A 12794-nucleotide genomic window follows, 5' to 3' on the forward strand; every position below is an offset into this window, starting at 1 on the left:
GTAGGTATTCCTTTCTACTGCTCTTTATAGTAATGGATTTTATCCCGCATTAATGGGCAGTAAGACCCCCACCTCAAAATTCAGCGAAAGCGAAGAAGTTAGGTGGGGGATCAACTGCCCGTAAAAGCCCGATTGGTGAGAGCTGATTAAAGTTTCACTTTATAGTATGAGAAAGAATGTATGAACTATACGAATGATTCACATATAGTCCATACACTTTTAATTTTGCAGAGTAGTTTAATTGTTTAGCTCTTTAATAATTATATCCAAACAATGAGAGAGACGTATATGTGCGTCAGGAAAAATATCTAGTTGATGAAGATAGTATTTTAAGGAACTTTTACACCATTGGTAAGCACTAAGTAGAGCTGCTCTATAGTCCGTAGTATTTTGTAAAAAGCCATATTCTTTTGCTGTTATAACAAGGTGTGTGAAATCTTCACAACCTTGAAGGAGCTTATTGTGTATTTGTTGTCCAGCATGGTAGCGAAATTGACTTAAAGGCTCAGAAATGTATATTGCATTTCCTTTAGAAAGTAAAGAAATCCATGAGGCCATATCAACACTACAAGAATATTGTCGCTCTTTAAGGGTGCCAAAAGGTTCAGTGAGCAATTCCTTTCGGAACAAAGTAGTTGTAGGCTCACCGATAATGTTGTGTCCGCCCTTTAACATCCAATTACCTAAAAATATCCCGTTTAATGGGGTGTCTTCACTATATAACCTTTGTGTTGGATGGGAATCACCTATTAGATTTCCATGATCATCAATGCGTACTCGATAAGAAGTAACAAGAGCAAGATTTTTATTGGGATCTTGCTCAAAATAGGTCATCATTTTTTGTATTTTATGCTTATAAAACACGTCATCGTCCATTAAAAAATTTATATACTCACCATTTGATTTTTCTATGAGCATAAGGTCATTGTGAAATTGTCCTAGAGTAGGGGTATTTCGAATGTATGTTATATTTTTATAATTTGGTAAGTATTGTTCGCGTATTAAAGTTGCTGTTTCATCATTTGTACTATCATCTCCGATGATGATTTCAATATTTGAATAAGTTTGTGCCAATGCACTTTCTAGAGCAATTTTGAAATAATGAGGCCGATTATAAGTAGGAATAAGGATGGAAACGAGAGGTGGATTTTTTTCATTCATCATACATAACTTCCTTTCAGAAGCTTTTTTTTGTAAGAACAATATCTTGGTAACTTGTATATTCATGTCTGCCGCACCATAAACCGTAATGCGGCTTATTGATTATTTCTAGGCCGTACTTATTCAATAGATTGCAAATATCTGTCTCAGGATAAGCAACTGCGAAATTCGGAATATCTTTATTTACAACGTAGCAATTTTCGATTCGATGATAAAAACCTAATGTACTTTGTCCTGCATTTAAATAATAGGACGATTCAGGGTTTATAAGAAAGAATGTAATGAAACATCTCCCGTCTTTTTTTAATACACGTACAATTTCAGATACGTAATGTTCTAATTCTTTTGGGAGAAGATGTGTAAATACAGAAGTTAAAAAGATAAAATCGAATGTTCCGTCTTCATAGGGAAAACGATATTGAGAGGCATCTTCTTTTCCTTCCGGATTATAGAATTGATTGTATATGTCAACATGTTCAAAGTGAAAATTATTACGCATAGTTGAAATGTTATTTTGACACCAAGTAATTCCATCTTTAAACAAATCAAATCCATAATACGCTCCATCATCATTTAAGTAATTCATTAATGGTACAGCCATTCGGCCGACACCGCAGCCTACATCTAATACTTTTTCATTTGATTTTAAAGCACCAATTTGAATAAAATGCTTTAGGAACTCTTTTCCAACCTTTTTGAAGTCGCCACCTACATATTGGACGAGTTCAGGAGGGGGGAGTAAAGTCATTTCTTTGTTAAGTTCACTCATGAGTATACCCCTTTCTTGTATGAGAAGATGCAGTAAATCTATTAATAAAATTTTCAATTTGTAGTGAGAGAATACAGGAAAACAATTGTTATATGTAAGGAGATTCCGAAAAAGAATACTTAATTGGATTAGAAGTGAGAGAAGAATGAGTGAAAATGGAATCTCCTATAGATTAAATCTTTTTTTATTCTTTTCTCCAATAAACGCCAAATACATCAATTTTAGTAATAGGGGCTTTTAAATTTCGTTGGTTTCTAAAGTCTGTCACAGCCTCAGCGCATGGCGGTAGCCCGTAGTCATCGATAATTATATAGCCACCTTTAGAAACTTTATCATATAAGTTCACGAGACCATCCATTGTGGATTCGTACATATCACCATCAAGCCGTGCAATTGCTATTTTTTCAATTGGTGCTGTTGGTAAAGTATCTTTAAACCAGCCTTTTAAAAATTTCACTTGATCATTTAGTAAATCATATTTTTTGAAATTCTCTTGTACTTGTTCTAAAGAGACGCGTAAGTAATCGAATGTGTGTAAATAATCACCGTAATCTTTTGGATATTGTTCTAGATTCGGTGCTGGCAAACCTTCAAATGAATCTGCAACCCACACATTACGATCCGTAATGTTGTTTGCTTGTAAAAAACCATTCATAAAAATGCATGAACCTCCGCGCCATACACCTGTTTCAATAAAATCACCTTCTATATTTTCACGAACAACGGTTTCCATCGCCTCTTGTAATTGGTTCATACGTTCTCGACCAATCATGCTATGTGCTGCTCTTGGCCAATCCATTCCATCATGACGTTCACTTTTAGAAACATTTGGTTTTACAATTTTTAAGTTATGGTTTTCAGCATATTGCTTAATGAATAAAGGGAGGGGGACTGTAACTGGTTCGAATTCTAGTTCTTTTGAAATATGTAGAGATGCGGGTAAGTATGCCTCATATTCTAACCATATTTCAAATAAAATGGTCTTCTTTAGCAATTCGAGATAAAGCTGAACAGCAGATTTACTTTCCATATTTGTGCCTCCTGCAAAATGTCATACAACAATATGATTATGTAGATAGCGAATGTTTCATGATTGAATTTGAAATTGAAAAAGCAGTAAAACTGATATCAGTTTTACTGCTAAGTAAAAAATTAAGCGATTTTTTCAATAATAATAGATGCATTTGTACCAACAGCTAATGATAGCCCAAGCCCTGTAACGATTACTTCAACTAATGATGGAGTTGTCGTAATTTGCGTAATTGCTTGAACAACGATAGGTGCTCCAACTGAGATTAAAGTGGCCCCAGTACCTGGAACAGATACCCCATTTACTTGGATTGTAAGTCCTCCTAATAGACTTACTGCTGCAGTGTATACGATAACGGTAATTTTATAGAATCCAGTTTGACTAATTACAAAAGTATCAGGATCTAATTGAGAAATTGCTGTACCAAACTGAGATCCAACAGTATTAAATGGTACTGGAGCATTAAGTCCAATATCCAAAGAAATCCCAGCGGAGTTAAATGCATACAATCCTGCTGGAAGTCCTAGTCCGGATGGTCCAGTCGGTCCAGTCGGTCCAGTAGCCCCAGTCGGCCCCGTAGGTCCAGTAGCTCCAGTGTCACCAGTCGGCCCCGTAGGTCCAGTAGCCCCAGTGTCACCAGTCGGCCCCGTAGGTCCAGTAGCCCCAGTGTCACCAGTCGGCCCCGTAGGTCCAGTAGCCCCAGTGTCACCAGTCGGCCCCGTAGGTCCAGTAGTCCCAGTGCCACCAGTCGGTCCAGTCGGTCCAGTCGGTCCAGTAGGTCCAGTAGGCCCCGTCGGTCCAGTAGGTCCAGTCGGTCCAGTAGGCCCGGTAGGTACAGTCGGCCCCGTAGGTCCAGTCGGTCCAGTAGGCCCGGTCGGCCCAGTCGGAAGGGTAAACGGTGGTATCGGTGGTAATGTTGGTCCTACAAGATTAGGGTCAAATGCACTAGCAGATAAAGATTCATCGGGATTTAATCCATTTGAATAATTATTATTTGACATAAATTCACCTCCATAAAGCGTTCATTATATAGTAGATGCAAAACCGAAAGAAAATGACACGGACATTTGAATTATTGAAAAGAAATCTTAAACTACTTGAACAATTTAAAAAAATGGAAAGTTTAGTATATGTATAACATATGATTGATTTGGAAGAGGGTGATTATGTTGAACAAGCAAGGAATTACAATTAGTTTATGTATGATTGTTCGAGATGAGGAGGAGACAATAGCCCGTTGTTTAGAAACAGTTGAAAAAATTGTGGATGAAATTATAGTAGTTGATACAGGTTCCGTCGATCGAACGAAAGAAATCGTAGAGAAATACACTTCTAACATATATGATTTCCAGTGGATTGATGATTTTGCAGCAGCAAGAAATTTTTCTTTTTCAAAAGCGACGCAAGAGTATATATTGTGGCTAGATGCAGATGACGTCTTATTAGAAGATGCTCAAGAAGCATTGAAACTTTTAAAAAGTGAATTAGATCCTAAAATTGATGCTGTTTCGATGCCTTATCATCTTGCAATGGATTCTAACGGGAAACCTTTATATTGTACAAAAAGAAATCGACTTGTAAAGCGTGAAAAACAATTTCAATGGTTTGGAAAGGTTCATGAGTATTTAGCTATTTCTGGTGAGGTTTTTAGTAGTAATGTTGCTATTACACATAAAAAAGAAAAAAAAGTAACAAATCGTAATTTGAAAATTTTTCAAAATACTGTAGCGGCAGGTGAAGAATTAAGTCCGAGAGATTTATTTTATTACGCAAATGAATCTACGGATAACCAAAAATATGATGATGCAGTTCTTCTATATGAAACATTTCTTAATCAAGACGAAGGATGGTATGAAGAAAAAATTTATGCATGTGGTAAGCTAGGAGATTGCTATGCGAAGCTCGGAATGTGGGAGAAGGCAATCGAATCTTGTGTGAAGTCGTTTCGGTATGACGTCCCTAGAGGAGAGAATTGTACAAGAATAGGATATATATATATGGAACAAGAAAAATATAATGAAGCGATATTTTGGTTTAAACTTGCAACGGAAGTACCAATGGCAACGGAAAGTCCTTTCCATAGTCCAGCTAGCTACACATGGCTACCCTATTTACAAATGTGTATTTGTTATAGCAGGTTAGGGGAGCAGGATAAAGCGTATTATTACAATGAATTAGCAGCTTCTTATGTTCCGAATAATGCTGCAATTGAATATAACCGTAAATATTTTCGGGGAGTTTTTGATAAACCATATAAAGTGTAATAGGTTTCGTTTTTTAGAAATGATTTATCGCTATTCTAACTCTAATAGATTGGTTATATATTAGAGTATCAGTAACGTAACCAATATAAATAAAAGATTTTATACTGCTATTTGCGGGCTAATAATCATTGGGGGATGAACAAAATCTGCACTTTATAGAATTCATATGAGATTTATATTTCTAATTCAATTTGCATAAGGAGTGTGTGAAATGAATCGCGAAAAAAGTTCTTTATATGAAGAAAAATCCGAGCATTATTATAATGCAGCGAATCCGAATTTATTAAAGCATATAAAAAAGGAATGGAAAGAAGTTCTTGATATTGGTTGTTCGAGCGGTGCATTGGGAGCAGCTATTAAAGAAAACGGTACACGTGTATCAGGAATAGAGGCATTTCCAGAGGCGGCAGAAAAAGCGAAGGAAAGACTAGATCATGTTATTTTAGGGGATATAGAAAAAATAGATCTTCCTTATGAGGAGGGGCAATTTGATTGCGTCCTATTTGGGGATGTATTAGAGCATTTATTTGATCCGTGGGCTGTGATTGAAAAGGTTAAGCCATATATAAAGCAAAATGGTGTGATTTTAGCAAGTATACCAAACGTTGCTCATATTTCAGTATTAGCTCCCTTACTTGCTGGAAATTGGACGTATACAGAATATGGTTTATTAGATAAAACACATATTCGTTTCTTTACATTCAATGAAATGCTAAGAATGTTTTTAAAAGCAGGATATTCAATTAGTAAAGTAGATCGTGTATATGTTGATCATAAAATGTATGAGCCGCTTATTGAGGAGTTATATGGAATTTGTAAAAAATATCGTCTTGGAAGTGGCTTCATGGCTGAGACAGTTGTATTTCAGTATATTATTGAAGCTGAAAAATCACAATTATGAGTGCTGCAGACAAAACAATATTATTTGTTACATGTATAAATGATCGGAAATTGTATGCAAACTGCGTTCGACATATATTGCAATTGTTAGTACCGCCAGGGTATATTGTCCAATTTATGCCGATTCGAAATGCGAAAAGTATGACGAGTGGATACAATCAAGCCATTTCGCATCCAGCGAAGTATAAAGTGTATTTACATCAAGATGTTTTTATTATAAATAGGGCTTTTTTATACGGATTACTTCAATTATTTGAGGAACATGAAAACCTTGGGATGATTGGGATGGTTGGAGCGCAATATGTTCCTCCGACTGGCGTATGGAACGAAGGGCGTGGAATTGTAGGGAAAGTCATTGGTTATATGAATGATTTGTTTTATATGGCAAGTTTAGAACAACCGTATCATGAATCAAAAACATTTATTCCTGTAGAATGTATTGATGGTTTATTAATGGCCACACAATATGATGTTCCGTGGCGAGAAGACTTATTTGACGGATTTGATTTTTATGATGTATCTCAATCATTTGAATTTAGAAAAGCAGGATATACAGTCGGTGTACCTGTACAGCGCGATGCTTGGTGTATCCATTATCATTTTGATGTGAATATGACGAACTATGAAAAGTATCGGAAAATATTTGTGGAACACTATATGTCAGATGTAAATAAGGAAGAATAAAAGGGGGGACAAAAATGAAAGATTATACAATATTAGTCGTTGTTTGTGTAAATAATGAGGAGCTTTTCAAACAATGTGAGAGCCAAATAAGAAACATTTTTGTTCCCCCTGGTTATGTCGTGCAAATTTTTCCGATACGAGATGCGCAAAGTATGGCAAGTGCATACAACCGAGCTCTTTCATATCCAGCGAAATACAAAGTGTATATACATCAAGATACATATCTTATTAATCGAGACATGTTTTCTACACTTATATCTCTTTTTAAAGAAAATGAAAAGCTTGGTTTAATAGGAGTCGCTGGGGCTCAGTTTTTACCGAATAACGGGATATGGTGGGAAGGAAAAAATTTAGTAGGGAAAGTGATTGAGTATAGAAGACAGAATTATCAATTATTAAATTTAGATCAGGTTTTTTATGGTAATCAACCATTTTTGTCAGTTCAGGCAATTGATGGTTTATTCATGGCAACGCAGTATGATATTCCGTGGCGAGAAGATTTGTTTCAAGGGTTTCACTTTTATGATGTGTCACAGTCTTTAGAGTTTCAAAGGGCTGGTTATTTAATTGGTATCCCAAATCAAGCAAATTTATGGTGTATTCATTACAACGGGGATGAGTTTGATACGGATACATATGAGAAGTACCGGAAAGTGTTTGTAGAACATTACAAAGATATATTATCTCCATCATAAAGGAGAGATGCAAAGTGAAAGGAATTATTTTAGCAGGTGGTACTGGATCGAGATTATATCCAATAACGAAAGTAACGAATAAACATTTACTTCCTGTTGGTCGGTATCCGATGATTTATCATGCGGTATATAAGCTAAAACAATGCGATATTACAGATATTATGATTATTACAGGTAAAGAGCATATGGGGGATGTTGTTAGCTTTTTAGGGAGTGGTCATGAATTTGGGGTTTCCTTTACGTATCGTGTGCAAGATAAAGCGGGCGGGATCGCACAGGCGTTAGGGCTTTGTGAAGATTTCGTCGGGAATGATCGTATGGTAGTTATATTAGGGGATAATATTTTTTCAGATGATATACTTCCGTATGTTGAAGAGTTTGCAAATCAAAAAGAAGGTGCGAAAGTGCTATTGCAATCTGTAGAAGATCCCGAAAGATTTGGCGTAGCACATATTCAAAACCGAAAAATAGTTGAAATTGAAGAAAAGCCGAAAGAGCCGAAAAGTTCTTATGCGGTTACGGGAATTTATTTGTATGATTCGAAAGTCTTTTCTTATATTAAAGAATTAAAACCTTCTGCACGGGGAGAACTTGAAATTACAGATATAAATAATTGGTATTTAAAACGAGGGGTACTTACTTATAATGAAATGAACGGCTGGTGGACTGATGCGGGAACTCATGCTTCGCTTCAAAAGGCGAATACGTTAGCGCGTGATATTAATTTTGGGAAACAGTTTAACGGAGAATAGGTGAGAATATGAAAGTTGTAGAAACAAATTTTACCGATGCAAAATTGTTAGAACCGAGGTTGTTTGGAGACGAGCGTGGCTTTTTTTCAGAGAGTTATAATAAGCAGGTGCTAGAAACATTAGGGATAACGTATTCATTTGTACAGGATAACGTATCTTATTCGGCTAAGGCAGGAACGATTCGGGGACTACACTTTCAAAAAAAACCGAAAGCACAAACGAAACTCATTCAAGTTATGCAAGGGGCAATTTATGATGTTATCGTTGATTTACGAAAAAAATCACCAACATTTAAACAATGGAAAGGATATATTTTAAGTGCAGATAACCATCGGCAATTACTAGTGCCAAAAGGGTTTGCGCATGGATTTTGCACGCTTGTTCCGCATACTATCGTTATGTATAAAGTAGATGAATATTATAGCGCAGAGCATGACTCAGGATTACTTTGGGAAGATAAAGATTTAGCAATTCCTTGGCCAGTAACCGATCCTATATTGTCCGATAAGGATCAGATATTACCATTATTAGAGGAATATGAAGATAGTTTTTAAGTAGGAGCGTTGTTTATGAATATATTAGTAACAGGTGGGGCTGGATTTATTGGAAGTAATTTCGTTCATTACATGCTACAAAGTTATGAAACATATAAAATTATTAATTACGATGCATTAACATATAGCGGGAATTTAAATAACGTAAAATCTCTTCAGGATCACCCGAATTACTCTTTTGTAAAGGGAGAAATTCAAAATGGAGAGCTATTAGAACACGTTATAAAAGAGCGGGATGTACAAGTGATTGTAAATTTTGCAGCTGAATCACATGTGGACCGTAGTATTGAAAATCCGATTCCTTTTTATGATACAAATGTAATTGGGACGGTCACTTTATTAGAACTAGTTAAAAAATATTCGCATATAAAACTTGTGCAAGTATCAACGGATGAAGTGTATGGCTCTTTAGGAAAAACAGGGAAGTTCACAGAGAAAACGCCGTTAGCTCCAAATAGTCCATATTCTTCAAGTAAGGCGAGCGCGGACATGATAGCTCTATCTTACTATAAAACATATCAATTACCGGTTATAGTAACGCGTTGTTCTAACAATTATGGGCCATACCAGTATCCCGAAAAATTAATTCCGTTAATGGTTACGAATGCACTGGAAGGAAAAAAACTACCGTTATATGGTGATGGTTTAAATGTAAGAGATTGGTTACATGTAACGGATCATTGCAGTGCGATTGACGTTGTTTTGCATAAGGGACGTGTAGGAGAAGTATATAATATAGGTGGAAATAATGAAAAAACAAATGTAGAAGTTGTGGAACAAATTATTACTCTTTTAGGAAAAACAAAAAAAGACATTGAATATGTTACAGATCGTTTAGGGCACGATCGTCGTTATGCGATTGATGCAGAGAAAATGAAGAATGAATTTGATTGGGAACCGAAATATACGTTTGAACAAGGATTACAAGAGACGGTGAAATGGTATGAAAAGAATAAGGAATGGTGGAAACCACTAAAAGACCAGTAAGGGGCATGTTAAATGAAAGAGAGGGTTATCATAACAGGAGCAAACGGTCAATTAGGAAAGCAACTATTTGAAGAGTTAGACTCTGAAGAATATGATATATATCCATTTGATAAAAAGTTATTAGATGTGACAAATATTTCCCGAATACAACAAGTGGTACAAGAAATAAAACCACATATAATTATTCATTGTGCTGCCTATACGAAAGTAGATCATGCGGAGAAAGAACAGGATCTTGCATATAGAATAAATGCAATCGGAGCTCGAAATGTAGCGGTTGCTTCACAATTAGTAGGGGCGAAGCTAGTTTATATTAGTACTGATTATGTATTTCAAGGCGCCAGACCAGATGGATACGACGAATTTCATAGTCCAGCACCGATAAATATATATGGGGCCTCTAAGTATGCGGGGGAGCAGTTCGTCAAAGAGTTACATAATAAATATTTTATCGTTCGCACATCGTGGCTATATGGTAAATATGGGAATAATTTCGTGAAAACGATGATGCGATTAGGAAAAGAAAGAGATGAAATATCCGTTGTAGCGGATCAAGTTGGCTCTCCTACGTATGTGGCGGATTTAAATATGGTTATTAATAAGCTCATTCATACTTCTTTATACGGTACATACCACGTATCAAACAGTGGTTCATGCTCTTGGTTTGAATTTGCACAAAAGATATTTTCGTACGCCAATATGAAAGTGAATGTATTACCTGTTTCAACGGAAGAATTCGGGGCTGCAGCTGCGAGGCCCAAATATTCTATCTTTCAACATAACATGCTACGATTAAATGGTTTTTCACAAATGCCGTCTTGGGAAGAAGGATTAGAGCGGTTTTTTATAGAAACCAAAAGTCATTAACAAATTTCTGTTAATGACTTTTTTGTTTGCCTTTAAGCGGTTTTATGGTACTATAATTATAGTATCAGGTACTAATAACAAGTATAAGTATTTCTGGGAGGATATATCATGGAACTATTACAAGGGAAAACATTTGTTGTTATGGGCGTTGCGAACCAAAGAAGTATTGCATGGGGAATAGCTCGCTCTTTGCATAATGCAGGTGCAAAATTAATATTCACATATGCAGGAGAACGTTTAGAAAGAAACGTTCGTGAATTAGCGGACACATTAGAAGGACAAGAATCACTTGTATTACCTTGTGATGTAACGAATGATGAGGAACTTACAGCTTGCTTTGAAACAATTAAACAAGAAGTAGGTACTATTCACGGTGTAGCACATTGTATTGCTTTTGCAAATCGCGATGACTTAAAAGGTGAATTTGTAGATACTTCTCGCGATGGATTTTTACTTGCACAAAATATTAGCGCATTCTCTTTAACAGCTGTAGCAAGAGAAGCGAAGAAAGTAATGACAGAAGGCGGAAATATTTTAACATTAACATACCTTGGCGGCGAGCGCGTTGTGAAAAATTATAACGTTATGGGTGTTGCGAAAGCTTCATTAGAAGCGAGCGTGAAATATTTAGCGAACGATTTAGGTCAACACGGTATTCGTGTTAACGCTATTTCTGCAGGACCAATTCGTACGTTATCTGCAAAAGGTGTAGGCGATTTCAACTCAATCTTAAGAGAAATTGAGGAGCGCGCACCACTTCGTCGTACAACAACGCAAGAAGAAGTTGGCGATACAGCAGTATTCCTATTCAGTGATTTAGCACGCGGTGTAACAGGAGAAAACATTCATGTTGATTCAGGGTATCATATCCTAGGATAAATATAATATTAATTTTTAAAGGACAATCTCTAAATGCTGAGATTGTCCTTTTTATTTGTTCTTAGAAAGAACGATTTTTAACGAAAGTTCTTACCACGTGATGAATATAACTATAATAGTACACGATTTATTTAGCTACGTATGGAAGTGGGAGGGACGAGTGTGAAGAATAAAAATAAAAGTTCAACAGTTGGAAAACCGTTGTTATATATCACGCAAGTAAGTTTAGAACTTGCTGCACCGAAAATAAAAAGGATTATCCTGACAAACTTTGAAAATGAAGATCAAAAAGAGAAAAGTAATAGACAAGAAAATATTGTAAGAAGTGCTGTGGAAGAGGTAATAGAACAAGAACAACAAGAAGAGCAGCAAGTGGAAGAAAAAATAGAAGAAGAAAAAGAAGAACACATAGAACAAGAAGAGCAAGAACCAGAACCAGTAAGAACTGTCCCGTATAATAAATCATTTAAGGATATGAATAATGATGAAAAAATTCATTTTTTACTAAACCGCCCTCATTACATTCCGAAAGTAAGGTGCAGAATAAAAACAGCTACAGTCTCATATGTTGGATCGATCATATCGTATCGAAATGGTATTGTATCTATTATGCCGCAAAATAGTATGAGAGATATTAGGCTGTCTATAGATGATATCCAATCGATTAGTATGGCCGGTTTTTAAATATGTAAAGGTGGTAGAAAGCTTCTACCACCCCAATAGTTTTTTAGTTTACTTTACGATAGAAACGTCGCGTAAGCATTGAATCGCACAGAAACAGCTTAAATCAACAGTAATGCAAGTAGTTGTAGATATTAATCTTGCATTTGGTACAGCTAAAAACGTACAAATTGGATCGTCACCAGGTGGTACCGGAGAACTGTCACCTAAAACTACAGTTAATACACGTAGTACAGCACAGCTATCGTCATCTACACTTTCCACACGGAAAATTGGAGAACGGCAGCTAGTAAGGCTTGATGATGGTGCAAATGCTTCAAAAGGTTCTCCAGTTTTTGTGTATAAAATAAAAGGGCGTGTATTAGCTACTGATGCAGTATTGTGTGCACCTAAGAATGGGATTTCACAACCAGATCCACATGTTGTTGTAGAACAATCTTGTAATTCATTGATGAATTTTACAACGTCAACTACACAATGAGAAGAGCCATGGTGTTTATTTTCGTTACAACTCATTAATGTCACTCCTTATCTTCTTGTTTGTATTTACATTAATAAGATATTGGAGTCG

Annotated in this window: 15 protein-coding genes; 10 read left to right on the top strand and 5 right to left on the bottom strand. The window is 36.0% G+C overall.

The window, feature by feature from the left end:
- Positions 1 to 237: 237 nt before the first annotated feature.
- The 4 genes from MR112_RS00070 to MR112_RS00085 all read right to left on the bottom strand — a co-directional run bounded on the left by MR112_RS00070 (position 238) and on the right by MR112_RS00085 (position 3961).
- Complete coding sequence (locus MR112_RS00070) at positions 238 to 1164, bottom strand: glycosyltransferase family 2 protein (RefSeq protein ID WP_242244695.1); 927 nt, start codon at positions 1162 to 1164, stop codon at positions 238 to 240.
- Between the two features lie 13 nt (positions 1165 to 1177).
- On the bottom strand, positions 1178 to 1930 hold the full coding sequence (locus tag MR112_RS00075) for a class I SAM-dependent methyltransferase (RefSeq protein ID WP_001292843.1): 753 nt from the start codon (positions 1928 to 1930) through the stop codon (positions 1178 to 1180).
- A 184-nt stretch (positions 1931 to 2114) separates the two neighbouring features.
- Positions 2115 to 2960, bottom strand: coding sequence for a TylF/MycF family methyltransferase (locus tag MR112_RS00080; protein WP_000444381.1), 846 nt, complete (start codon positions 2958 to 2960; stop codon positions 2115 to 2117).
- Between the two features lie 122 nt (positions 2961 to 3082).
- Positions 3083 to 3961, bottom strand: coding sequence for a BclA C-terminal domain-containing protein (locus MR112_RS00085; RefSeq protein WP_242244696.1), 879 nt, complete (start codon positions 3959 to 3961; stop codon positions 3083 to 3085).
- A gap of 165 nt (positions 3962 to 4126) precedes the next feature.
- Between MR112_RS00085 and MR112_RS00090 the strand changes: the two genes are divergently transcribed.
- The 10 genes from MR112_RS00090 to MR112_RS00135 all read left to right on the top strand — a co-directional run bounded on the left by MR112_RS00090 (position 4127) and on the right by MR112_RS00135 (position 12226).
- Entirely contained in the window at positions 4127 to 5224 is a 1098-nt protein-coding gene (locus MR112_RS00090; RefSeq protein ID WP_000932915.1) for a glycosyltransferase, read from the top strand.
- A gap of 211 nt (positions 5225 to 5435) precedes the next feature.
- A complete protein-coding gene (locus MR112_RS00095) occupies positions 5436 to 6125 on the top strand; it encodes a class I SAM-dependent methyltransferase (protein WP_001078432.1) in 690 nt (229 codons plus the stop codon).
- Positions 6122 to 6808, top strand: a complete 687-nt coding sequence (locus tag MR112_RS00100; protein ID WP_001271188.1) for a glycosyltransferase family protein — start codon at positions 6122 to 6124, stop codon at positions 6806 to 6808. The genes MR112_RS00095 and MR112_RS00100 overlap by 4 nt, the downstream gene beginning before the upstream one ends.
- A gap of 14 nt (positions 6809 to 6822) precedes the next feature.
- On the top strand, positions 6823 to 7503 hold the full coding sequence (locus MR112_RS00105; RefSeq protein ID WP_242244697.1) for a glycosyltransferase family protein: 681 nt from the start codon (positions 6823 to 6825) through the stop codon (positions 7501 to 7503).
- A gap of 14 nt (positions 7504 to 7517) precedes the next feature.
- Positions 7518 to 8255, top strand: coding sequence for a sugar phosphate nucleotidyltransferase (locus MR112_RS00110; RefSeq protein WP_000676157.1), 738 nt, complete (start codon positions 7518 to 7520; stop codon positions 8253 to 8255).
- An 8-nt stretch (positions 8256 to 8263) separates the two neighbouring features.
- On the top strand, positions 8264 to 8809 hold the full coding sequence (gene rfbC, locus MR112_RS00115) for a dTDP-4-dehydrorhamnose 3,5-epimerase (protein WP_000869415.1): 546 nt from the start codon (positions 8264 to 8266) through the stop codon (positions 8807 to 8809).
- Between the two features lie 15 nt (positions 8810 to 8824).
- The gene (gene rfbB / locus MR112_RS00120) at positions 8825 to 9796 is read left to right on the top strand and encodes a dTDP-glucose 4,6-dehydratase (RefSeq protein WP_001024171.1); all 972 of its coding nucleotides are present in this window, start codon (positions 8825 to 8827) and stop codon (positions 9794 to 9796) included.
- A 12-nt stretch (positions 9797 to 9808) separates the two neighbouring features.
- The gene (gene rfbD, locus MR112_RS00125; protein ID WP_242244698.1) at positions 9809 to 10663 is read left to right on the top strand and encodes a dTDP-4-dehydrorhamnose reductase; all 855 of its coding nucleotides are present in this window, start codon (positions 9809 to 9811) and stop codon (positions 10661 to 10663) included.
- A gap of 108 nt (positions 10664 to 10771) precedes the next feature.
- Complete coding sequence (gene fabI / locus MR112_RS00130) at positions 10772 to 11542, top strand: enoyl-ACP reductase FabI (RefSeq protein ID WP_000421886.1); 771 nt, start codon at positions 10772 to 10774, stop codon at positions 11540 to 11542.
- Between the two features lie 141 nt (positions 11543 to 11683).
- A complete protein-coding gene (locus tag MR112_RS00135) occupies positions 11684 to 12226 on the top strand; it encodes a spore coat CotO family protein (protein ID WP_242244699.1) in 543 nt (180 codons plus the stop codon).
- Positions 12227 to 12274: 48 nt separating this feature from the next.
- Here MR112_RS00135 and exsY read toward each other — a convergent pair whose 3' ends face one another.
- Entirely contained in the window at positions 12275 to 12739 is a 465-nt protein-coding gene (gene exsY / locus MR112_RS00140; protein WP_001277744.1) for an exosporium assembly protein ExsY, read from the bottom strand.
- Positions 12740 to 12794: the final 55 nt, after the last annotated feature.

The organism is Bacillus cereus group sp. BfR-BA-01330 (assembly GCF_022663885.1).
GTDB classification, from domain to species: Bacteria; Bacillota; Bacilli; order Bacillales; family Bacillaceae_G; genus Bacillus_A; species Bacillus_A cereus.